This window comes from Crocosphaera watsonii WH 8501, from assembly GCF_000167195.1.
GTDB lineage: Bacteria > Cyanobacteriota > Cyanobacteriia > Cyanobacteriales > Microcystaceae > Crocosphaera > Crocosphaera watsonii.
The window spans coordinates 432,002-454,198 of the sequence record NZ_AADV02000001.1; the positions used below are offsets into that span (position 1 = coordinate 432,002).

The window sequence follows — 22,197 nt, forward strand, 5'->3', positions numbered from 1 at the left end:
TTTTACATATTTAGCTCGAATGTTCTTTAATTATAGCTAAGTTTCCTCTTCTGTCCTTAATTCTTTTTTTGTTATAATTAATTGCTGGTATTTATGACAAAACAAAAAAGCAATTATGACTAGCCTAAATGATCGTTCTCAATCTGATACTAATGAGTTATCTATAGAAGAACTTAATGCTAAATGGGATGCTCTGGAAAATGACCCCGAATTTCAAAAGAAACCTTTTTGGCAGAGAATTGTAGAAATTGGTAAAGTTGTTCCTGCTGAAGAGTGGGACAAACAGCTTCCGAGAGATTTTGCCCGTAACGGCGAACATTATATGTACGGCGCACCCAGAGACGATGAGGAAGAATGAAACAGATTTTTTTAGATACATTTTATTTACAAGCTTTAGCAGATACCCAAGATAATGCTCACAATTTAGCTATCAATATAACAGCTAAATTAGGTGATTTTAGAGGTGTTACTAGCGAAATTGTTTTGACTGAATTACTCAATGCTTTATGCAGTCGAGGACAGTTTTTACGTCAATCAGCCATTCGTTTAACTCGTGATTTACGTAACGATAGTAACACCCTAATTATTCCTCAAACCAGGGAACAATTTGAACAAGCATTTGACTTTTATCAAAGACGGTTAGACAAAGGATATCGTTTAACTGATTGTGCTTCAATGGAAATAATGAGGCAATTAGAAATTTTAGAAATTTTAACGTTTGATAAGCATTTTCAACAAGAAGGTTTTAGAGCTTTATTGAGAGAATAATTATCATTAACATTTAATTATTTATTACTGAGAATCTTCTATTATTTGTTGTCCATTTGGAGAAGTGGCATAACCTAAAAAAGCTTTTACTGCTTCAGAAGGAGGATTTTTATAAGCATAATATAAGGTTCTTTGATAAGGATAATTAGCAGCTTCGGGGGTTAAACCATCAATGGGAACTGTCCTTACAGTTTGTTGATTTGCTACTTGTGTATAAGTAGCATAACCAATACCATTACTTCCTAATTTTTGTAACATGGGTGTGGTTGCATCCCTATCAATAGTAGTAATATTGGGAGTATTACCGAAATCTTCTGAGCTTAGCACTAACTGTGTAAAAATTTTCCTAGTTCCACTGACAGAAGGTCTATTAATCACTCTTATGGTTTCCGATGCTCCCCCTAACTCGGACCAGTTTTGGATCGCCCCTTGAAAAATGCTTTTAACTTGCGCTGAAGTGAGACTCTTGCGAAACTTGTTGTTAACCCCTACGACTAAAGAGATCGCATCTTTGGTGATGGGAATAGCTACTAAGCCTTGTTCTTGTTCTTGGGCGGTTAAAGGACGAGAAGTGGCTGCAATATCAATGCTACCAGCTAATAAGGCATTAATGCCATTGCTTGAACCTTGAGCATTAGTTAAGACTTGAACCCCTGCAAACTGCTGTTCAAAGCCATTTTTTAGGGCTTGGTTGACCAATACCAAGCTAGTTGAACCATCAATCTTAACGGTGGTTCCTTGGGGAACCGTTGTCGGAGGGGTAAAGGCAGTAACCTCAGAAGGAGAGGGAGGGGAAGGTAAGGGAGTATTAGAACTCAATGGTTGATTGTTAGAAGTGGGAGAAGAGAGGGGATTACTAGCATTATCTTTGGGTTGCTGAGTAAAGAACCAATATCCGCCCCCTAAAATACCGAGAGTAATGATCAGAGAAAGAACCGTAATTAGAGTTTCTTTATTTTGATTCATGACATTCTACAATAAGGTTACTTTATTGTAGTCTTTTATTGAGATATAGCAGTCAGTAATGATTCATGAGATCCTAGAGATACCCCCTTTAGTTCCCCCCTTAAGACCCCGTAGTTAACGACGGGGTTTGGGGGTTGGGGGGATCTAATACTTAAATTTAATTGTCTCAACTGACAACTGATTGCTATATTTTCCTGAACTCCCATGAATAATATTAATGATTCTGAAAATCAATCTTTAATTCGTCTCTCCCAAGGACAATTAAATCTTTTGGAGATGTGTCCCCCTCAATTTCAAAGGATTTATTTAGAGCAGTTAAGTTTACCTATTAGTCCAGATGTCCAAGAAAACTTACTCTGGGGTAATCAATTTCACCAATTGATGCAGCAACATTTTTTAGACTTACCTTTAGACTCCATTTTAAATATGGATCAAGAGTTAAAAAAGATAGTGCAGTCTTTATTAAACTCTGTTAATGAACAACATGATCTTAGTTCCCACTCTTGGAGAGAAGCAGAACATTCTCGATCATTAGAAAAAGGTAATTATTTATTGACAGCTATCTATGATTTATTGATTATTCATGAAAATAAAGCACAGATTTTAGACTGGAAAACCTATTTAAAACCTCAAGATAAGCAAAAAATAGCAAATAATTGGCAAACAAAACTATATTTATATTTACTAGCAGAAACATCTAATTATTTACCTGAACAGATATCTATGACCTATTGGTTTGTTAAAATACCCCATGAACCTGAATGTTTAACATTTCAATATAATCAGCAGCTACATCAGAAAACTACTCTACAATTAGAAAATTTATTAACTAATATCGATAACTATTTATTGGATGTAAATCAAAATAATATTGATTTACCTCATCATAAAACTTGTGAAAGTAATTGTCCTTATCATCAATCATTTTTCTCAGATGATAGTTATTTTAATAATTTAGAAGAGGATAATAATGATTTATTATTGATGATAGATGAAATAGAAGAAATTAGTATTTAATGCTAAAAGGATCAACCATAAACGTCTCTGAACAGATATAATAGGGAAATACAGAGGTTTAACAGAAGCTAAATTAAATGAAATCTTAGAAACGGATTAATTCTTATTTAACTAGCATCAATTAAATCGGCTTTTTCAAAAATATATTGAGGTGTCAAACTTAAATCGGGCAATAAATCATCTCCTAAACTATCATTACCTTGTTTGGTTTCTGGAGGGGAGTCAGGATAAAAAACAGTGATTTTTTTAACTTGTGTATCAATTAACCAAACTCGATCAACTCCTGCTTTTAAATATGCTTCTGCTTTCTCACTGATATCACTAAAAGATTGACCAGGGGAAATAACTTCAATAACTAAATCAGGAGGAATGGGACAAGCATCATCCTCTAAAATAATATTACCTAACTTCTCAAAAGAAACATATAATAAGTCAGGAAGGGGACACCAATCTTTACCCCCTCTTTTTAAACGCACTGCCCATTCTATGCCCACTTCTCCTTTATTTTCACTCCAATCATCTAAAAGTCTTGATAATTTCACTGTAACACGAGAATGATAGCGTTTTGGTGACATTTTTTGTGTTAATTCTCCATCAAAAAATTCATAATTTTCGTTAGCTAAAGGAGAGGAGAGAAACTCATCTAGTGTTAGGGTTGCTTTGGTTAAAGATTGCATAATATTAATGTTCAGAGATTGTTTATCAACCAGGAACTAAGTAGGGTGGGTTAGAAGGCTATGATTTACGTTATCACAAGAATATAAGAATCCATCGTAAGCCACCATTTTTGTTGAAACAATCCAGTAGGGTGCGCTAAGCGCCAACTTTTGTTTTAGATATTAACTCACCAATTTATTATCGAGAGAATAGGGTCTAAAACCTGGCTTTTTAAAGCGAAACGTTTTTGAGGCGAGGCTTAAATCCTCGTTTCAAAAACAACTTCTGACTTCTGACTTCTGACTTCGTTAAGCCGCAGGGCAGCAAAATTAAAAGGTTTTGGTGTATTACGCTATGCTAATACACCCTACAATTATTTACTGATTTCCTGTAGAGACGTTTCTAGGAGTTTCGCATCGTACATTATTACTACAACTGAAGCGCGAAATTCCGTTGTTTGAGGGAATTGGCGTTGCCAAAGGCACTCGCGGAGCGAGACCGCAAATAAAGCATCCAAAAACCAGAGTGAGTCAGAAAATTGTATCTCTTGATACTTTTAATATCGGATGCACATTTCAGATTTTCTGTCAATGCGAAACTCCTAACGACTATAATAAATAAACTCGTGTTAATCAATTATCTATCCAATTAGATAAATAAGGGCTAACTTTAACTAAATATTTACGCAAATTTTTATAATCAACTAATTTTTCAGACTGAAGACGGCCTAGTATAATACCAGGATGCCTTTTTTGAGTTTTAGCAAAATCACTAATCACTTTTCCTGAAAACTTAGGTTGATTTTCTTGAACAAAATTTGAAAAAGTATCAGGAGTAATCAGCCAATTTTTAGCTAATGTATTCGCTTCCACTTCTTCTTTATTGTCTTCTAAATCTGTTAAATTATCTAAATAAATTCCTTCGTGTTCTGCAACAATATGCCCAATTTCGTGCATTAAAGTAAACCAAAAAGAATCAATGCGATTGTATCTTAATGTCAGAGCGATCACAGGATTATCGTTAATAGGAAATGTTGCTCCATCAAGATAGGTTTTATTAAGATGAGGAACAATAATAAAATAAACACCTAACTCTTCTAATATTTTGGGAATTCTAGTAATCATTTCTTCTTCCTCTGCACAAGAGAGTATCCTAGTAATTTCTAGCTTAAATTGTTCAAGATTAAAGTCTGCAACTTGATATTGTTTAGCTAGAAACTCAACTCGCCTTTTCCAAGCAATCAAAGATGTGTATTCAGGATTTAATTGATGGTTATGACGAAAATTAGCCCCTAAAACTGGTTCTTGTAAAGTATTTTTGATACCTAAGAAATCACAAATTTCTTGTTCTAGTTTATCTAAAGAGTCAGTTGGTTTAATCCACTGACATTTAATTAATTCGGTAACAGGAGCAATAGTGTACAAACGACTCCGACGCTGAATATCAGAGTCGCTTTCCTGCTTTTTTGCTAAAAAAAGTTGATAATTAGCTTCTAAGTTTTGCCAAAATTTTGCTGATGTTCCGAATGCTTTAGATAATTCTATGGCAGTTTCGGGTGTAATTTGTTTCGTTCCCTTTATGATTTCATTGATAACTTGAGGGGGACGATTCATAATGTTAGCTAAATCTTTTTGAGTCCATCCACGAGCTTCTAATTCTCGTTTAAGAATTCGTCCAGGTTGGCTAACTCGTGCAGCTTTTAAATTGTTCCCCATAGTTCTCCTCCTCCTATTAATGGTAATCTTCTATATCAATAATCAGAATATACTTTCCTTGAGCATCTTTTTTAATTACTACAATTAAACGCCATTGATTGTTCAAACGTAAAGAGCTTTGTCCCTCTTTTCCTCTTCTTCCTGATAGTTTTTCAAACCTCAGTCCTTTTAAAGGATATAATTCTTGTTCATTTTCTGCTGCATCGATAACTGACATAATATCAAAAAAGTTGTCCACCACGACATCGGGATATTTGTGAGCATTTTTTTCCTCGGTATAAAGTGCTTCTATTTTTTTCTTTTTAAATTCAAATCTCACGACACATTCCTCTGTCATGGTTAGTCTTTCTGCATTATAATACAGTTAACTTCAGACATAGGGTGAATCGCTAAATTTATAATATGACATATTTCAAAATTAAGCTACTCTCGGGCTGTTTCCTCAACACTATGTGTAGTAAGGTCTTGGTGAAATAGCACTATATATGGTGTTTTAACTTTTGTAAAATGACTAATTGTCCTGTACTACTACACCAGATGTGGAAATATAAAATTTTTCCTAAATCTTCACAAAGAGTCTTCTTGAGTGATTGTTTCTGTTGCGCAATAGTTAAATCAAAAAACCATAGCACTAGACTAATGGTTAAGATTTAATTTCAGTAATTAAGGTAAAACTGACCAAACTATCCCACAGACAGCGATATACTAAGCAATGAAGCCAACGATCTGAACTTAATAACCTGTCTTAAACAAAATGAATTCAGGAATCGACCTACAAGCACGTTTTATCGAGTCTCTAACAGCCTTAGGCATACCCAACGGGGCTGCAAAAGCCCTCTGGATACCTTTACCCTCATTTTTAATGATTATTGCCGCAACGGTAGGGGTTTTGGTGGTAGTTTGGTTAGAAAGAAAAATCTCTGCTGCTGCCCAACAACGCATCGGTCCCGAATACGCCGGGCCTTTGGGAGTATTACAACCAGTAGCAGACGGCATTAAATTAGTCTTTAAAGAAGATATTATCCCTGCTAAAGCCGATCCCTGGTTATTCACCTTGGGACCAGTTTTAGTGGTACTTCCCGTCTTCGTTTCTTATTTAATTGTCCCCTTTGGACAAAATCTGGTGGTAACTGACCTAAATGTGGGTATTTTCTTCTGGATCACCTTATCCAGTGTCGTACCTATTGGACTACTAATGGCGGGATATGCTTCTAATAACAAGTATTCTCTCTTGGGAGGTTTACGGGCTGCTGCACAATCCATTAGTTACGAAATTCCTCTGGCTTTATCTGTATTAGCAGTTGTCATGATGTCCAATAGCCTCAGCACCATCGATATTGTAGAACAACAATCGGGATATGGTATTTTGGGCTGGAACATTTGGCGGCAACCAGTGGGCTTTTTCATCTTTTGGATCGCTGCTTTAGCTGAATGTGAGAGACTACCTTTTGATTTACCCGAAGCAGAAGAAGAAATTGTAGCCGGGTATCAAACGGAATACGCTGGCATGAAATTCGCTCTCTTTTATCTAGGTTCATACGTTAACTTAGTATTATCGGCCTTAGTTTTTGCCATCCTCTACTTAGGGGGTTGGGAGTCTCCTATTCCCTTAGATAAGTTAGCCGGATGGTTGGGAGTGAGTCAAGATAGTTCTTGGTTACAGGTGATCACAGCCTCTTTAGGTATTACCATGACCGTGTTGAAAGCCTATTTTCTCATTTTTATTGCCATTCTCATGCGTTGGACCGTTCCCCGTGTGCGCATTGACCAATTATTAGATTTAGGTTGGAAATTTCTCTTACCTGTCTCTCTGGTAAATCTCCTATTAACGGCTGCCTTGAAATTAGCCTTTCCTGTGGCATTCGGCGGTTAATTTTTGTTGTTAAGAAATTAGGGAATAAACATCATGTTTAGTATGCTCAAACAAGTTAGCGATTACGCTAAAGGGACAATCGAAGCAGCCAAATATATTGGTCAAGGTTTGTCTGTAACCTTTGACCATATGCGTCGTCGTCCGGTAACTGTACAATATCCTTACGAAAAATTGATTCCCTCAGAGAGATTTAGGGGTAGAATTCACTATGAATTTGACAAGTGTATCGCTTGTGAAGTTTGTGTGAGAGTTTGTCCCATTAATCTTCCTGTAGTTGATTGGGAATTTAATAAGGCTAGTAAAAAGAAAGAACTCAAGCACTATAGTATTGATTTTGGAGTTTGTATTTTCTGTGGTAATTGTGTGGAATATTGTCCCACAAACTGTCTATCCATGACAGAAGAATACGAACTAGCTACTTACGATCGCCATGAGCTAAATTACGATAACGTAGCTCTGGGACGCTTGCCTTATAAAGTGACCCAAGATCCTATGGTAACACCGTTAAGGGAGTTAAATTATTTACCCAAAGGTGTGCTAGATCCTCATGATTTACCCCCAGGAAGTCAACGACCCGGTAAACGCCCGGAGGAAATTATTGAAGAAGCCAACTCTTCTTCATAGTTAATAGGTAGTTGACGGAAAATTGTCCAAAAAATAAACAATTTTTTGTCAACTTTCAACTACGGTAACATGGGCTTCCAGCCTGTACAATGAGGACTTGTACTGAGCTTTTCGAAGTCTGCTTGTGTTACAGATGTATCCATTATTCACTAAAAAAAGGAGAGTCAATAAGCGTGAATTTAGCTGAAGGAGTCCAAATTATTTCCTTTGCCATCTTAGCAGGATTAGTTATCATCACTGCTTTAGGTGTGGTCTTGCTGGAAAATATTGTTTATTCTGCCTTCTTATTGGGAGGAGTATTTATCAGTATTTCGGGGATTTATATCCTGTTAAATGCTGATTTCGTAGCTGCTGCACAGGTATTAATTTATGTAGGTGCAGTCAATGTTTTAATCTTGTTTGCTATCATGTTGGTTAATAAAAAACAAGATTATTCCAGCATACCTACACCCTGGATACGTCGTGGAGCAACTGCTTTAGTTTGTGCAGGACTCTTTGCCCTATTAGGGACAATGGTTTTGATAACCCCTTGGTCCATAGAAAGTAATGCTCCGGGGTTGATTGAAAATACTGTTGTCGAAATTGGTAAACATTTCTTTAGCGATTTTCTCTTGCCTTTTGAGTTGGCATCTGTTCTCTTACTGATGGCAATGGTAGGAGCAATTGTTTTAGCACGTCGTGACTTTATTCCCGATACTTTACCAACGGAAGATGGTGTTATCACTTCATTACAACTGCCTGAAAAATTGAGTGAACTAGAATCAAGAGAATTGTCTGCTTCTAAATCATCTGAATCGTAGAAAATTGAATTTTACTGTTATTTAGTTTGTAAAAATTTGAGGTATTATGGAAATAAGTTTAGAGTTTTGTTTACTGTTAGCCGCTGCACTTTTCTGTATTGGGATTTATGGATTAGTGACCAGTCGCAATGCAGTGAGAGTTTTAATGTCTATTGAATTACTGTTAAATGCAGTTAATTTGAACTTAATGGGATTTTCTAATTTTCTTGATCCTGTTGGTATTAAAGGTCAAATTTTTACCATATTTGTGATTACTGTAGCAGCAGCAGAGGCAGCCGTTGGGTTAGCTATTGTCTTAACAATTTATCGTAACCGCGAAACAACAGACATGGAACAATTTAATCTCTTGAAATGGTAATTTGAAAAAGGTAGAATGTATTTTTTTAAACATTCTACTTTTTTTTTCGCTTATAACGCCGTTTTTTTGGCTTTTTCTGAGACTGTTTAAAATGACTAACAACAATATCACTTATACTATGACTCATGGCACCTAATTCTAACCCAATAAAGGTAATAAGTGCTTCCCCTAAATATTGATTTTTTAGCAATTGAAAGTTAGTTTCTGCAACCTCACGCCAATTCCAATTAAACCCCCAAATGAATTGAGCGATCGCAATTACAAAAACAGCTACAATCAAAACAATAATGAAGATATAAATAATTCGTATCACCGTTCCTACGATTAACCCATGAGAGAAAAAAGAACGATGTTTTAAACAAGACTGATAGGGGAACCAAACCCAGCGTATCATCCCCCAACGTTTATACTGTATAGAATAAATATCCAAGTCAGGACCAAACATTAAGCCACTGAATAAATACGCAGCACTAAACCATAATAGCCATTCCCATTGACGAGTGAGAATATAGGTTATGACCGCCAAGGGAGGTAAACTAAGATAGGTGATGCGATCGTGAGTACGGCCAGAAGGCATGATCATCAGTTATGAGTTATCAGTTATTCTCAAAGACGGTTATTGGTTGTGAAGTTTCCCGAAAAAATAAAAAAGGTTGGCTTTTTCCGATAGATGTGTTACGATAACAAAGCATGAGCAAGGGCGATTAGCTCAGCGGTAGAGCTCCTGCCTTACAAGCAGGCTGTCACTGGTTCAAATCCAGTATCGCCCACTACTATTAAAACCTCCGAGGTACCCTAACTAAAATCCGTTACAGTTGGGGACTTCTTTTGACATTTTAGTTGTTGAACTTCCCTCGCTGAAAGACGAGGGATTCCCATATAGACTCTTAACTAGACTACTGAAATAGTCCCCGTCAGACCGCCATTACTGGGCTGTTTAACCACGGGCGCACCGACCGCGTCTTGGTGCAGCTCGGTCTTGGGGGTTTCCCCCAAGACCGAGCTGCACCGCAGTTTGCTCTAAACCTCTTTGTTTTCTTATTAATGAAGCTGCAACGTCTCTATCTTGTTCATAGCCACATTCAAGACATTTATGAACTCTTACATCTAGCTCTTTTTTCCCTGTATGTGTTCCACAATTAGGACAAATTTGCGAAGTGTAATCTTTATCAACTTTGGCAAAATATGTATCTGTTTGACTACAAACATATTCTAGTATAGTGAAAAATTGACCTATTCCCATATCTAATGATTGTTTACAAAACATACCTTTAGACCATGAATTGAAGTTAATATCCTCTACAAATATCATTCCTGATTCTTGGCAAAGTTGATGAGATAATTTGAAATGATAATCTTTCCTTCTATTAGCTACCCTAATGCGTGACCATGAGGACTAGGCAATGGTACATCAACATCAAGTTAAATCATCAAATTAACATAATAACCAGATGCTTTTTTTATGATTTGGGCTTGTTTGATCTTAAACCCATCAGGAATATCCCTGGATTTCTTTAACTTAATATTTTTAAGCAAAGGTATCTTGAGGTAACTGCCATTTAATTCAATTTTATTGCTAATTAGGTTAAAAGACTTCATTTTCTTTTTATATCGAGGAAAACCCATTCCTTTAGATTTCATGTCATTAAATGCTCTATCTAATTTCCGCAATGTTTGCTGCATAGCTTGAGCATTACCTGACTTAAGCAAAGGATTAGTCTTTTTTGCCTTGGTTAACTCAGTAGATTGAAAATGGTAAGCGCGGATATTCAAATGGTTCAACAATATATTCAGAGTAAAGTGAACATTTGTTTATCTCGCAACTACGAGAGTTAAACCAAAGCTTTCTAATATAGAGAGCGTAATTCCAAACAGACTTACAAACATTTAGATTATGTTCAATTACTTCTATTTGTTTTTTCGTTGGCTGTAACTTGTAGTTGTAAGTTAGATTTAGCATTTCGACAGAGATGCTTATGTTGATATACTAATCCTATCACAACTTTTACAAAGCAATAGCTTAAATTGTAAAACTAAATCCGCTTACATCCCTTCACGGGACGTGAGGGTCTTACGCTCCCTAGATAAAAATCTTCGTAGTTACGAATGATCCCAATCCCGTTTAATACCCTCACGTTTATTAAGGAATCTATCGATAGACATTGCGGCAATACAGCCATCTCCTGCGGCAACTACTGCCTGTTTAAACGGGGTATTGCGAATGTCACCAATAGCCCAAACTCCGTCCACATTGGTTGCCATCATGTCATCTACTTTAACCCCACCATTGTCGAAGAATTCGATCTGAGGACTGACAAAATCTGTAATTGGTCTGGAACCGCTTTGATAGACAAAAACTCCCTCTACTGGTAGAGAAGACTCTTTTTGGCCCTCCTTTGGTTTTCATCAAAATATTGGTGACCCCTGCTTCATTACCTTCAACACGAAGCAAACGGGTAAAATTCCAGTGTTTCACATTAGGCTGACTTAGTAATTGTTGAACATGAGTATCTTCTAGTTCTGGTTCTTTATTGGTGAGCCAGTGTACAGTAGAAGCGAATTTAGTTAAGAATTGAGCCTCTTCGACTGCCTCAGTATTCAGTCCATATACAGCCACTTCTCTCTCTTTATAGAAGGCACCATCGCAGGTGGCACAATAGCTAACACCCCGGCCCAGAAACTCCGATTCCCCTCGTAGGGAAGAGGTTCTTCCCATAGCTCCTGTAGCCAAGACCAACGCTCGTCCCATAAAAGTTCCTTCTGGGGTATAAACTTTTTTAAGTGGGCCTTCCACGTCAATACCAAACACCTGCGCTCTTTGATAGGTAGTGCCAAATGAGATAGCTTGTTCTCGCATGACATCTAGCAAACCATCACCACTAATATCCCCTGCTACTCCCGGATAGTTGGCAATTTTGTGGGTGATTGCTAAGGCTCCCACTGCTGGATTCTTATCTAGAATGACTGTCTTAAAATCTGCACGAGAGGTATATAAGGCACAGCTACACCCAGCCGGTCCACCGCCAATAATGACCACATCAAATTCGTAAGTTTCCAAAATCTATGTTCCTCTAGGATGATATCTACTAACTCTCTAGTCTAAGTCTACAGAGCGTTAAAGTTAAGATAGACAGAAGTGATCATATCTACCCAACTCTTTCTAAGCAAAAAAATCTCAGATAAAAGGACAGCAAAGTTATGGGTAAAGTCACAAACACAATTTTCTGATGTTTTAGAGCAGAAGTGGAGCTAAGCGGACTCGAACCGCTGGCTTTCACAATGCCATTGTGACACTCTACCAACTGAGTTATAGCCCCTAGTAAAGTTCCGTTGAGAACTTACTTCAATAATGCGCATTAACAATGATGCCCTAATTTATAGTGCCTTGTCAAGTCTTTAATCATAATCTTTGGTGACATAACTTCAAATCCTTTGTAATAAGTTAGGACCGTGGGTATCTGTGCCACAAGTGTGATATAGTCCGTAAAAAGAACTGAGACTTAATACTGTTTCTGTCTGACGAGGGCTAGGTTTCCAGGGTTTGGGGTTATTATAAGCATAAAAAGCTTCTACCCCGTCAATACCTAGTTCAACAGCCACAGGAATTACTTTTGTTGCTGGATGACGGTATCTTTCGGGATGGGCTAAAACCGCCATTCCTCCTGCTTGATGAATGGCCTCGATGACATTAACCGCTAAACCTTGACTTCCACTTCGAGACTCTCCTGTGAGGTAAGGTTGGATGGCTGGATGTTCGGAATCAAAAGCATATCCTAAAATATGAACTTCAACATCCAGTAAACTAGAGGTTATCTCAATACCCGTCCACAAATGAGGTAAACTATCCTTTGGTGTTTCTAGGGATGTTCTTTGGAGCCAATTTTGAGCAACTTTATAACCTTCAACGGAATGATGATCAGTGATAGCGAGTCCTTTGAGTCCAATGTTTGTTGCTTGTTCAATCAGTTGTTCAGGGGTCAGTTGCCCGTCAGAACACTTGGTGTGCATATGAAAATTATACTCATAGGGACAACTATTGGCAGTCAGTCTTAACCAGACTTCTTGCAGTGCCTGAGTGTCTTGGGACGATGGTTTCGTTGTCGTTGAAACGATCATAATAGCTAATGGTAATCCGTTAAAGATTGCGATTTGTTACATATTGGTAACATTTCTCAGTATAAAATATTTTTAGTTGATCCGTTGTGATCTATAACGCAAACTTTATCTTAAAGTGTCGGACCATCGACCCTCGGTTTTACAGATGGGATGAAAATCCGACCAACAAACAAACCTATTTTAGCTTCTTTAAACAAACTTTACCGTCACAGTTACCTTGTGTAAGCTAAAATAGAACCATGCTAACTATGACCTACGAATTTAAGCTGCAACCAACTCCTGAACAGATTGCCATCATCGAGCAAACTCTTGATGTATGTCGTTCTGTCTGGAATTTTGCCCTACGTCAGCGCAAAGATTGGTGCGCCTCTCGTAAGTCCCCTATCAATGCTTGCTCCCTCAATTGTGAATATATCATCTCTGCTGATGCCCCTTTCCCAAATTACCATAGGCAAGCCAAGCAACTAACCGATGCTAAAAAGCAATATCCTCAGTTAAATACAGTCCATTCTCAAGTTCTTCAGCAAACTTTAAGAACTTTGGACAGAGCTTGGGATGACATGAGAGCCAGAGGTTTTGGTTTTCCACGCTTTAAGAACAAGTATCGTCTGCGTTCGTTTGTATTCCCACAGTTGGGGAAAGACCCCATAAGAAATGATGCTCTTAAGCTTCCCAAACTAGGATGGGTTGAGTGGCGACTATCTCGACCGATACCAGAAGGCTTTGAAGTTAAGCAAGCTAGGGTGGTTAGAAAAGCATCTGGTTACTTTGTAGGTCTGTCACTACAGTTAGATGTTGATGTCCCATCCCCCCTAACCCCCCTTAGTAAGGGGGGAATGAAAGGGGGGATTGGTCATCCTAGAGGGTTAGATTTAGGATTTGAAAAGTTTGTGGCTACTTCCGACGGTGAAGAGATTAAACGGCCTAGATTTCTTACGACTTTACAACGCAAGGTTGAATTACTGCAACGTAGGTTGAAGAACAAAGAGAAAGGCTCGAATAATCGACACAAGTTAAACCAGAAAATAGCTAGGCTACATCAACGGATAACTGACACTCGCAAAGACTGGCATTTTAAGTTGGCTCATCATCTTTGTGATGGTGTGGGTATGATCTTTGTAGAAGATATCAACTTTGTCAGTTGGCAAAGAGGGATGCTTTCAAAACATAGTGCTGATGCTGGTTTTGGACAATTTTTCAATATCTTAGAGTGGGTATGGTTATCAAGGGATGTGTATTTTGCCAAGGTAAATAAAGACGGCACATCCCAGACCTGTCCTAACTGTGGCGCACACACAGGAAAGAAAACTTTAGATGTCAGGGTTTCACCACTGTCATGAGTGTGGGTACACAACTACAAGAGATGTAGCAGCTTCTCAAGAAATTAGGAATCGAGGCATAACCTCCGTCGGGCAGATGGTAGCGGGTCGGCTTACGTCCTTTGAGGAAACCTCACAGGCGTTGGGACCCAAAAATGTCTGTGGACTCAGAGCAACGGGGCGCATCACACGGGATGCTCTAGTTGGTGGGGGACGAAGCAGAAAACTAGCATCGTGAGGTGTTAGAATCCCTCGACTCCGTCGACGGGAGTATGTCAATTCTTGTGGTGATCGATGTCAGACATTTCTGTAGAAACCAATAATTTAGGGTGGCAACTCTCTCAATGGCAACAAAGAATCTCAGAAAAGTGGGAGTTAATGGGGACTGGGTTGGCCAATAACCTTGCTGATACTACTTTCCCTTCTTGGTTAAACTCTCCCTTAGTCAAAGCTATCACTCATCTGCTGTTTTGGGGAATGATTGCTGTTTCACTCATCTGGATCATTTGGAAAGGACAACAGTGGGTGAGATGGTACAGACGTAACATTAAATCCTATAGCGATCGAAGGACTATTAACAACATCCCAGAAATAACACCAGATCGATCTGTGGATCATTGGGTAAGTCAAGCACAACAAGCACAAATACAAGGAAACTATCAACAAGCTTGTCAATGTCTATATCAAGCTATGCTACAACAATTGCATAATCAGAAAATAATACCACATCAATCTAGTCGTACCGATGGAGAGTATGGGAAAATAATAGCAACAATGTCTCAACCTCAACCCTATCAAAAGTTATTACGGATACATCAAGAGCTTTGTTTTGGCAATTTTTCTGCTTCAATATCTTTGGTGGAAACTTGTTGGCAAGCTTATGAAGAAATAATAAAATTATGATTAAATCTCGTCGTAAGTTATGGCTGTTTGTTGGTCTGTTTTTTAGTGTTATTATTCTTTTGACATTATTAGTTGCTCCGAGCCGTAATCAGTTAATGAGTGGGTCAACTTTCGGTGTTGCTCCTGATGGTTATGCAGCTTGGTATGAGTTTATGCAGGAAAGAAATGCTCCTATTGAGAGATGGCAAAAATCTTTTAAAACTTTGCAGCAAAATTATTCAGATAATTCCATCACTCTGTTAAGAGTTTATGGTAAATCTGCTCAATTTGCAGTCAGTAAGACGGAACGAGAATGGGTCAAAAAAGGTAATACTCTAGTTAATTTAGCTTTTCAAGGTAGGGTAACAGAAGCACCTTTTAGTACGAGTCATGAAACGGATTTTGGCGCAGTTAAAATTGAAACGACTCGCAGAAATACTGACTCTTTCAAAGCTATTCTTAAAGATGATTTTGGGGCAATTATTTGGCAAGAAAAACAATCAGAAGGAAAAATTATTTATGTAACCACTCCTTATTTAGCCGCCAATGCTTATAAACTTTCCCCTGGGAATTATCATTTTCTCGCTAACTTATTAGAATCAAGTGGAGGTAATAAGATATTAGTAGATGAATATATTCACGGTTATAAAGATAAGGAAACACAAGAAATTGAAGAGACTAGCAATGTTTTTGCTTATTTACTAAACACTACATTATTAATTATTTTAATTCAAGGATTAGTGATTGTCTTAATTCTTATTTTCGTTTATAATAATACTCTAGAAAAGAAAAAAAATTTAGCTCGAGCAACAGCTAATAATAGTCAAGAGTATATCAACGCATTAGCAACTATCTTACAAAACGCTCAAAGTCGTAAATTTATTATTAAAACTATAGGAGAAGTAGAGCAATTAAAACTACAAAAAAAATTAGGTTTAAAAGTAGGTAAACAAGATAGAGAAAGTCTTGTACAAGCTTGGACGCAACAGACAAAAAAAACACCTATAATGTTAGAAAAATTGCTAAAAATGTCCACTAAAAAACCATCTTTAAACGATATAAAGTTACTGGAATGGATGAAACAATGGAAAACTATTCACCAAGAAATTAATTTCCAATCATCAGATTATGACAACAAACAATAAACAATTTCTGCAAATTAGTCAAACCCTGGAACAAATTATCATTGGTCAATCTTCGATTATTGAGCAACTTTTGATTGCTTTATTAAGTGGAGGTCATGTCATCATAGAAGGAGTTCCAGGAACAGGAAAAACCCTATTAGTGAAAGCTTTATCTAAACTAATTCAAGCAGATTTTAGACGAATTCAACTTACTCCAGATATTTTACCCTCAGATATTTTAGGTACAAATATATTTGATTTTAATACTCGTGATTTTACCCTAAAAAAAGGTCCTATTTTCACAGAAATTTTATTAGCGGATGAAATTAATAGAACCCCACCAAAAACTCAATCTGCTCTCTTAGAAGCAATGCAAGAACAACAAGTTACTTTAGATGGAAAAACCATGGCTTTACCTCCCTTATTTTGGGTAATTGCTACACAAAACTCCTTAGAATTTGAAGGAACTTATACCCTTCCCGAAGCTCAGTTAGATCGATTTGTGTTTAAATTATTAATTGATTATCCCGAACGTTCCGCAGAAAAACAAATGTTAATGCAAGCAAAACAAGGTTCTCAAGGAAGATCCACTAATATTAAAGAATTACAATCAATGGCTACTATTGAAAATATTTTAAACGCAAGAGAAGAAGTTAAAAAAGTTGAATTACAAGAAAATATTATCAATTATTTATTAGATTTAATAGTAAAAACCCGTCAACATCCTGATATTGCTTTAGGTGCTTCTCCCCGTGCTGCGGTTGTTTGGTTACAAACCAGTAAAGCAAAAGCTTGGCTTTCGGGACGTGATTATGTAACTCCAGATGATATTAAAAACATTGCCTTTCCTTTATTACGTCATCGTTTAATTCTTAACCCAGAAGCTCAATTAGAAGGGGTAAATTCTCAAGCAGTAATTGAGTCTATTCTTAAACAGGTTGCTGTTCCCAGATAAGTATTCACAATGGATAATTATATCTTTATAGTTTTTAAGTGTTGAAAAAAGATGATCTTACTAGCTAAACGTTCATATTTTCTTTTAATTATTGCTCTATTGGTAGCAGGATTAGTATCATTATTTAATGTGCTAATTGGTCTATTGTTGCTGCTTTTATTCGATGTCACTTTTTTAGGGGTGATGGTGATTGATGGGAGTAAAGTCAGAAAAAATCGGGTTATAATTAGTCGTCATCCTCTGCAAAAATTGTCTATTGGGAGAGAAAATAAAGTTGCCCTTTCTCTTACTACTAAACAGCAACCGGCACAATTGATTATTAAAGATAATTACCCTCAACAATTTTCTGTTTCTGTACCTACTTTAGAAACCAGTTTAACTGCTCAAACTCAACAAGACTTGTATTACAATATATATCCCGATCAAAGGGGTGAATTTTTGTGGGGGGATATTCGCATCAGACAGTTAAGCCCTTGGGCCTTGGCTTGGTATGATTGGAAAGTGCCAGCGAGTCAAAAAGTGGCCGTTTACCCCGATTTAGTGGGACTGCGATCGCTACTGATTCCCCTTAGTCTAGAAAATACAGGAACTATGCGCTTCCGTCGTCGTTTACTTCAAGGGACGGAATTTAGCGAATTACGAGAATATGTCAGTGGAGAAGATACCCGTTTAATTAACTGGAAAGCTAGTGCTAGAGGGACTCATCCTATCATTAAAGTCTTAGAAGAAGAACGGGAACAAACCCTAATTATTCTACTCGATCGCGGACGGTTGATGACGGCACAGGTGCAAGGATTAAAGCGTTTTGATTGGGCCCTCAATAGTACCCTCTCGTTAGCCTTAACGGGGTTAAATAGAGGTGATTCCGTCGGAATTGGGGTATTTGACAGAGAAGTGGTGACTTGGCTCCCTCCAGAAAGGGGCAAAAGCCAACTTTCAAAAATTATCGAACGCTTAACACCCATACAACCAGTGTTATTGGAACCAGACTATTTTGGTTCCGTCACCCGATTAGTTAATAAACAACATCGTCGGGCGTTAGTGGTGTTAATCACCGATATTATTGATAAAATTGCCTCAGCAGAGTTGTTAACGGCAATGCAACGCTTAAGACCTCGTTATTTGCCTTTTTGTGTAACTTTACGAGATCCCCAAGTAGATGACATAGCCCACAGCCAAACAGAAACTGTTGAGGAGCTTTATCGCCGCAGTGTTGCTTTAGATATGCTGTCACAACGTCAAGTTGCCTTAGCACAACTGCAACAAAAAGGGGTTTTAGTTTTAGATGCACCGGCTAATCAAATTAGTGAACAATTAGTGGAACGTTATCTAGAAATCAAAGCCCGTCATTTATTGTAATATATTGAAAAAATAAATAAGGAGCAGACCGTTGTAATAAGTGTAATAAGTGAATCTCTATGGAGCAACAAGCAGATGAAGATAAAAAATATCTTAGAATCGTATGATTAAGTAAAATTGGTCTGCCCTCAATCAACATATACTTATCATATCTTCTTTTTGATTAATTTAGTAATGGTAAAAATACGACAAGACTTGGGTAAGTCAACTAAGGTATTTTTGTTTAGATCAATCAGGTTAGTTAAGAATCACTAGTGCAGCTTGGCGAAAGTAATCCACCAGATTTTTACAGAAACTTTCGTGACTAGCCACGACAATGTGTTTCAATGAAACTAACGGAAGAATCTCGAAGTTGATGTCCATGATAAAAGCATTGCCAATTAACCTCTCCAACCTACAGAAAACAGTACTCCAACAAATAGTGAGAGGGACAACAAACCCCTATCGCCTTGTTAGACGAGCCAAGCTAATCTTAGCCGCAGCATCAGGAGAGAGCAATAGTTCGATTAGTCGAAGATTAGAATTAGACCGAGTACAAGTGCGTCAGTGGCGATCGCGATGGTTTGAGGAGAGAGAAAAACTGAGTGCCGCCGAAGAACAACAGGTAACGGAGAAAGCATTAATGGTCTTGATCAAAGGAATTTTAAGCGATCGCCCAAGACCTGGAACAACAAAATCCTTTACGGTCGAACAAGTAGTCCAGATTGTAGCGATCGCTTGTGAAGAATGTGAAAAATCAGACAGACCAGTGAGCCATTGAACACCTTCAGAGTTGGCGGATGAAGCCATAAAAGAGGAATTGTCGAAAAGATTTCCCCCCGTAGTGTGGGGCGTTTTTTAAAAAGAAGCGACATTACAACCACATCTCGTTCGTTACTGGTTAAATGCCAAAATTGATGATCCCTTAAAATTTAAAAAGCAAGTCAAATATATCTGTGAACTTCATCAAGAAGCTAAAACTTTGTTAGAACAAGGAATTCATTTAATTAGTACAGATGAAATGACAGGGATTCAAGCTCTTGAGAGATTATTTCCGAACAAAAGAATCAAGCCTAAACAAGTAGAAAAAATCGAATTTGAATATGAAAGACACGGAACTTTAAGCTTGATTGCGAACTGGGATGTGGCAAGAGGAAAAGTTGTTAGTCCCTCTATTGGACCGACAAGAACAGAACAAGATTTTTCTGAACATATCCAGAGAACGATTAAGATTGATGAAAAAGCAGAATGGATTTTTATTGTAGATAAACTCAACACTCATAAATCGGAAAGCTTAGTCAAATTAGTAGCAGAAAGCTGTGGAATTACTATTGATTTGGGGAGAAAAGGAAAGGAGGGGATTTTGCAATCTATGGACAGCAGAGCAGATTTTTTATCAGATGAATCTCATCGAATTCGCTTTGTTTATATTCCCAAACATACATCGTGGCTTAATCAAATTGAGTGTTGGTTTTAGATCTTAGTCAGGCGTTTACTCAAAAGAATTACTGTCCGTTCAACTGAAGAACTATCCCAAAAAATTCTCAATTTTATTGATTACTTTAATCAACATTTTGCTAAGCCGTTCGTTTGGAAATTTAAGGGCTTTAAAGATCATAAGTGACTGGTGGATTATTTTTGCTAAGCTGCACTAGACAGTCTAGTGCCGAAAGAGCATGGTCAGCTATCTCTCGTTTCTACGACAACTGTAAAAAGAAAATACCTGGGAAAAAAGGCTATCCTAAGTTTAAGAAAAACTGTCGTTCAGTGGAATATAAAACTACGGGATGGAAGTTAGACTTAAATACTAGGAAAGCAATTACTTTTACAGACAAGAATAACATCGGTAGAGTCAAGCTGGTAGGTACTTACGATTTACACTTTTATCCTATTGAGTCCATAAAACGGGTCAGGTTAATTCGTCGTGCTGATGGTTACTATTGTCAGTTTATCTTATCAATTGATGTGAAAATAGATAGCTCACCAGCTAATAGTGTAATTGGCTTAGATGTAGGGTTAGAGTCTTTTTATACTGACCAGAATGGACAGAAAATTGATAAGCCTAGATTCCTAAGAAAAGGAGAGAAGAAACTTAAAAAACTGCAAAGAAGACTATCTAGAAAACAGAAAGGTTCTTCTAATAGAAGAAAAGCAAGGGCAAAATTGGCTAAAGCTCACCTTAAAATAAGTAGACAACGTAAAGACCTTGCTGTTAAGTTAGCAAGGTGCGTAATTTACTCCAACGATGTAATTGCCTACGAAGATTTAAGGATAAAGAACTTACTAAAAAATCATTGTCTAGCAAAATCAATTAATGATGCAGCGTGGTACCAGTTTAGAGAATGGATAGAATATTTGGGGAAAAAACACGGCAAAATAACTGTTGCTGTACCTCCTCACTACACTAGCCAAAAATGTTCTAATTGTGGGAAAATAGTTAAAAAATCTCTCTCAACAAGGACTCATATTTGTGCTTGTGGATGCCATTTAGATCGTGACGAAAATGCTGCACGCAACATCTTAAAAATTGGATTAAGTACCGCAGGGCATTCGGGAACTTGGCTACAAGATAGCCTAAACGCTTGGGGAGAAGATACCGCTACTTTTTGAGGAGAAATCCTGTCTAAGCAAGTAACTTCTAAGAACCAAGAATCCCCATCTATATTACGAAACAAGGTGGAGTAATTAGATGGGGAGTGTCAAAATAATTGTTCACTATTCACTGTTAACTGTTTTTAACCAATCTAATAAAATAGGATTAAAGCGATCCGGACATTCATCGTGAAGACAATGACCAGCATTATCTAATTCTTTTAAAGTTATCTGCTCGTTTAACTTAGAAAATACCGATGCTAAACTAACAGGAATCATTTTATCTTGACGACCCCAAACTAATAAAATGGAAATAGTTAACTTTGGTAAAATAACCTTGACAGAAGGGGAATAATGAGGTTTTTTTAGCCCCTCAAATAAGAGACAAAAGGTTCTCGCAGCCCCCCGTTCTTGGGGAGGAATAGTAATCATATCTAATAACTCATCATTAATAGCTGATTTATCATGGTAAGCAACCCCAACCCAAGGACGAATCACCCCAGGACGACGAATAATATTGAATAATGTTCTTAATAATAAAGGGGGGCTAAATAAGCCTTCAATAGTATTAACAATAGGTCGTAATCCCTTGGGAATTGCTTCCTGTCTCAAAGAAACGTCAGGTAAACTCAACATCACTAAACCGCTTACCATTTCAGGATATTTAAACGCGGCGGTTAAACATACCAAAGAACCAATGGAATTACCCACCAAAACAACAGGTTTTCCGATAAAAGATCGCCAAAAATAATAAATTTGCTCAGCCCATAAATAAGCAGTGTAATCCGTTGCCGCTTTATGCGATCGACCAAACCCTAATAAATCTAAAGCATAAACTCGATAGTATTGCCGTAGGGTGGGGATATTGTGTCGCCAATGCTCAACCCCAGCCCCAAAACCATGTATTAAGATTAAAGGGGGTTTTGTCTCGGCATCTTGCGGTATTTCTCCCGGTACAAAAGTGTAACGAATTGGCCAACCACGCCAAATCCATTGTCGTTGCCTTCCGATGCGCCTCTCCCAAGCTTGTTGCTGACTCACTTAATGATCCTGTTATAAATCTTTACACCTTTTTATTTTACGATCGCTCACA

24 protein-coding genes, 2 tRNA genes and 3 pseudogenes are annotated in these 22,197 nt (G+C 37.4%); 16 read left to right on the forward strand and 13 right to left on the reverse strand.

What is annotated here, in order from left to right; all coding sequences use genetic code 11:
• The first annotated feature begins 115 nt into the window (after positions 1-115).
• On the forward strand, positions 116-358 hold the full coding sequence (locus tag CWATDRAFT_RS02115; RefSeq protein WP_007303435.1) for a hypothetical protein: 243 nt from the start codon (positions 116-118) through the stop codon (positions 356-358).
• The gene (locus CWATDRAFT_RS02120) at positions 355-768 is read left to right on the forward strand and encodes a type II toxin-antitoxin system VapC family toxin (RefSeq protein ID WP_007303436.1); all 414 of its coding nucleotides are present in this window, start codon (positions 355-357) and stop codon (positions 766-768) included. The genes CWATDRAFT_RS02115 and CWATDRAFT_RS02120 overlap by 4 nt, the downstream gene beginning before the upstream one ends.
• Before the next feature lie 24 nt (positions 769-792).
• Here the strand turns inward: CWATDRAFT_RS02120 and CWATDRAFT_RS02125 are convergent, their stop codons facing one another.
• Positions 793-1,734, reverse strand: a complete 942-nt coding sequence (locus tag CWATDRAFT_RS02125) for a phosphate ABC transporter substrate-binding protein (RefSeq protein WP_007303437.1) — start codon at positions 1,732-1,734, stop codon at positions 793-795.
• Positions 1,735-1,938: 204 nt separating this feature from the next.
• Here CWATDRAFT_RS02125 and CWATDRAFT_RS02130 point away from each other — a divergent pair, with 204 nt between their 5' ends.
• Positions 1,939-2,751 carry a PD-(D/E)XK nuclease family protein gene (locus tag CWATDRAFT_RS02130; RefSeq protein ID WP_007303438.1) on the forward strand — a complete coding sequence of 271 codons (813 nt, stop codon included), beginning with the start codon at positions 1,939-1,941 and terminating at the stop codon, positions 2,749-2,751.
• 107 nt (positions 2,752-2,858) lie between these two features.
• On the opposite strand, the gene CWATDRAFT_RS02135 is transcribed toward CWATDRAFT_RS02130, so the two are convergent.
• The 3 genes from CWATDRAFT_RS02135 to CWATDRAFT_RS02145 all read right to left on the reverse strand — a co-directional run bounded on the left by CWATDRAFT_RS02135 (position 2,859) and on the right by CWATDRAFT_RS02145 (position 5,460).
• Positions 2,859-3,428 carry a Uma2 family endonuclease gene (locus tag CWATDRAFT_RS02135; RefSeq protein WP_007303439.1) on the reverse strand — a complete coding sequence of 190 codons (570 nt, stop codon included), beginning with the start codon at positions 3,426-3,428 and terminating at the stop codon, positions 2,859-2,861.
• Between the two features lie 612 nt (positions 3,429-4,040).
• A complete protein-coding gene (locus CWATDRAFT_RS02140; protein ID WP_007303440.1) occupies positions 4,041-5,123 on the reverse strand; it encodes a HigA family addiction module antitoxin in 1,083 nt (360 codons plus the stop codon).
• Positions 5,124-5,139: 16 nt separating this feature from the next.
• The gene (locus CWATDRAFT_RS02145; protein ID WP_007303441.1) at positions 5,140-5,460 is read right to left on the reverse strand and encodes a type II toxin-antitoxin system RelE/ParE family toxin; all 321 of its coding nucleotides are present in this window, start codon (positions 5,458-5,460) and stop codon (positions 5,140-5,142) included.
• Between the two features lie 417 nt (positions 5,461-5,877).
• Here CWATDRAFT_RS02145 and nuoH point away from each other — a divergent pair, with 417 nt between their 5' ends.
• From nuoH to nuoK, 4 genes are all read left to right on the forward strand, one after another.
• Complete coding sequence (gene nuoH / locus CWATDRAFT_RS02150; RefSeq protein WP_007303442.1) at positions 5,878-6,996, forward strand: NADH-quinone oxidoreductase subunit NuoH; 1,119 nt, start codon at positions 5,878-5,880, stop codon at positions 6,994-6,996.
• A gap of 33 nt (positions 6,997-7,029) precedes the next feature.
• Positions 7,030-7,620 carry an NAD(P)H-quinone oxidoreductase subunit I gene (gene ndhI, locus CWATDRAFT_RS02155; protein ID WP_007303443.1) on the forward strand — a complete coding sequence of 197 codons (591 nt, stop codon included), beginning with the start codon at positions 7,030-7,032 and terminating at the stop codon, positions 7,618-7,620.
• A 173-nt stretch (positions 7,621-7,793) separates the two neighbouring features.
• Positions 7,794-8,420, forward strand: coding sequence for an NADH-quinone oxidoreductase subunit J (locus CWATDRAFT_RS02160; protein ID WP_007309019.1), 627 nt, complete (start codon positions 7,794-7,796; stop codon positions 8,418-8,420).
• 46 nt (positions 8,421-8,466) lie between these two features.
• On the forward strand, positions 8,467-8,778 hold the full coding sequence (gene nuoK / locus CWATDRAFT_RS02165; RefSeq protein WP_007303445.1) for an NADH-quinone oxidoreductase subunit NuoK: 312 nt from the start codon (positions 8,467-8,469) through the stop codon (positions 8,776-8,778).
• Between the two features lie 34 nt (positions 8,779-8,812).
• On the opposite strand, the gene CWATDRAFT_RS02170 is transcribed toward nuoK, so the two are convergent.
• A complete protein-coding gene (locus CWATDRAFT_RS02170) occupies positions 8,813-9,361 on the reverse strand; it encodes a metal-binding protein (protein ID WP_007303446.1) in 549 nt (182 codons plus the stop codon).
• Between the two features lie 115 nt (positions 9,362-9,476).
• On the opposite strand from CWATDRAFT_RS02170, the gene CWATDRAFT_RS02175 reads away from it, so the two are divergent.
• Positions 9,477-9,548, forward strand: a tRNA-Val gene (locus CWATDRAFT_RS02175).
• Positions 9,549-9,715: 167 nt separating this feature from the next.
• Here the strand turns inward: CWATDRAFT_RS02175 and CWATDRAFT_RS39230 are convergent.
• The 7 genes from CWATDRAFT_RS39230 to CWATDRAFT_RS02195 all read right to left on the reverse strand — a co-directional run bounded on the left by CWATDRAFT_RS39230 (position 9,716) and on the right by CWATDRAFT_RS02195 (position 12,894).
• Positions 9,716-10,090, reverse strand: a complete 375-nt coding sequence (locus CWATDRAFT_RS39230) for a zinc ribbon domain-containing protein (RefSeq protein ID WP_050018322.1) — start codon at positions 10,088-10,090, stop codon at positions 9,716-9,718.
• 110 nt (positions 10,091-10,200) lie between these two features.
• Entirely contained in the window at positions 10,201-10,560 is a 360-nt protein-coding gene (locus CWATDRAFT_RS39235) for a hypothetical protein (RefSeq protein ID WP_232286984.1), read from the reverse strand.
• The gene (locus CWATDRAFT_RS39240; protein WP_021835942.1) at positions 10,517-10,738 is read right to left on the reverse strand and encodes a helix-turn-helix domain-containing protein; all 222 of its coding nucleotides are present in this window, start codon (positions 10,736-10,738) and stop codon (positions 10,517-10,519) included. The genes CWATDRAFT_RS39235 and CWATDRAFT_RS39240 overlap by 44 nt, the downstream gene beginning before the upstream one ends.
• A gap of 140 nt (positions 10,739-10,878) precedes the next feature.
• Positions 10,879-11,106, reverse strand: coding sequence for an FAD-dependent oxidoreductase (locus tag CWATDRAFT_RS40930; RefSeq protein WP_268742152.1), 228 nt, complete (start codon positions 11,104-11,106; stop codon positions 10,879-10,881).
• A complete protein-coding gene (locus tag CWATDRAFT_RS02185; protein ID WP_007303448.1) occupies positions 11,054-11,836 on the reverse strand; it encodes an NAD(P)/FAD-dependent oxidoreductase in 783 nt (260 codons plus the stop codon). Before CWATDRAFT_RS02185 ends, CWATDRAFT_RS40930 begins: the two co-directional genes overlap by 53 nt.
• A 186-nt stretch (positions 11,837-12,022) precedes the next feature.
• Positions 12,023-12,095 (reverse strand) — tRNA-Ala (locus tag CWATDRAFT_RS02190).
• Positions 12,096-12,201: 106 nt separating this feature from the next.
• Entirely contained in the window at positions 12,202-12,894 is a 693-nt protein-coding gene (locus tag CWATDRAFT_RS02195) for a PHP domain-containing protein (RefSeq protein ID WP_007303449.1), read from the reverse strand.
• 239 nt (positions 12,895-13,133) lie between these two features.
• Between CWATDRAFT_RS02195 and CWATDRAFT_RS02200 the strand changes: the two are divergent.
• From CWATDRAFT_RS02200 to CWATDRAFT_RS02235, 8 genes and pseudogenes are all read left to right on the forward strand, one after another.
• A pseudogene (locus CWATDRAFT_RS02200) lies at positions 13,134-14,451 on the forward strand (RNA-guided endonuclease InsQ/TnpB family protein).
• Positions 14,452-14,507: 56 nt separating this feature from the next.
• Entirely contained in the window at positions 14,508-15,116 is a 609-nt protein-coding gene (locus CWATDRAFT_RS02205; protein WP_007303451.1) for a DUF4129 domain-containing protein, read from the forward strand.
• Entirely contained in the window at positions 15,113-16,240 is a 1,128-nt protein-coding gene (locus CWATDRAFT_RS02210) for a DUF4350 domain-containing protein (RefSeq protein WP_007303452.1), read from the forward strand. Before CWATDRAFT_RS02205 ends, CWATDRAFT_RS02210 begins: the two co-directional genes overlap by 4 nt.
• A complete protein-coding gene (locus tag CWATDRAFT_RS02215; protein WP_007303453.1) occupies positions 16,224-17,174 on the forward strand; it encodes an AAA family ATPase in 951 nt (316 codons plus the stop codon). The genes CWATDRAFT_RS02210 and CWATDRAFT_RS02215 overlap by 17 nt, the downstream gene beginning before the upstream one ends.
• A 144-nt stretch (positions 17,175-17,318) precedes the next feature.
• A complete protein-coding gene (locus CWATDRAFT_RS02220) occupies positions 17,319-18,533 on the forward strand; it encodes a DUF58 domain-containing protein (protein ID WP_232286934.1) in 1,215 nt (404 codons plus the stop codon).
• 316 nt (positions 18,534-18,849) lie between these two features.
• A pseudogene (locus CWATDRAFT_RS02225) lies at positions 18,850-19,430 on the forward strand (helix-turn-helix domain-containing protein).
• 64 nt (positions 19,431-19,494) lie between these two features.
• Positions 19,495-20,136 (forward strand): annotated as a pseudogene (locus CWATDRAFT_RS02230) (transposase).
• Positions 20,133-21,122 carry an RNA-guided endonuclease InsQ/TnpB family protein gene (locus CWATDRAFT_RS02235; RefSeq protein WP_081450896.1) on the forward strand — a complete coding sequence of 330 codons (990 nt, stop codon included), beginning with the start codon at positions 20,133-20,135 and terminating at the stop codon, positions 21,120-21,122. The pseudogene CWATDRAFT_RS02230 and the gene CWATDRAFT_RS02235 overlap by 4 nt, the downstream one beginning before the upstream one ends.
• Positions 21,123-21,227: 105 nt before the next feature.
• On the opposite strand, the gene CWATDRAFT_RS02240 is transcribed toward CWATDRAFT_RS02235, so the two are convergent.
• Positions 21,228-22,145: an alpha/beta fold hydrolase gene (locus CWATDRAFT_RS02240; RefSeq protein ID WP_007303457.1), complete on the reverse strand. Its 918-nt coding sequence runs from the start codon at positions 22,143-22,145 to the stop codon at positions 21,228-21,230.
• Between the last annotated feature and the right edge of the window lie 52 nt (positions 22,146-22,197).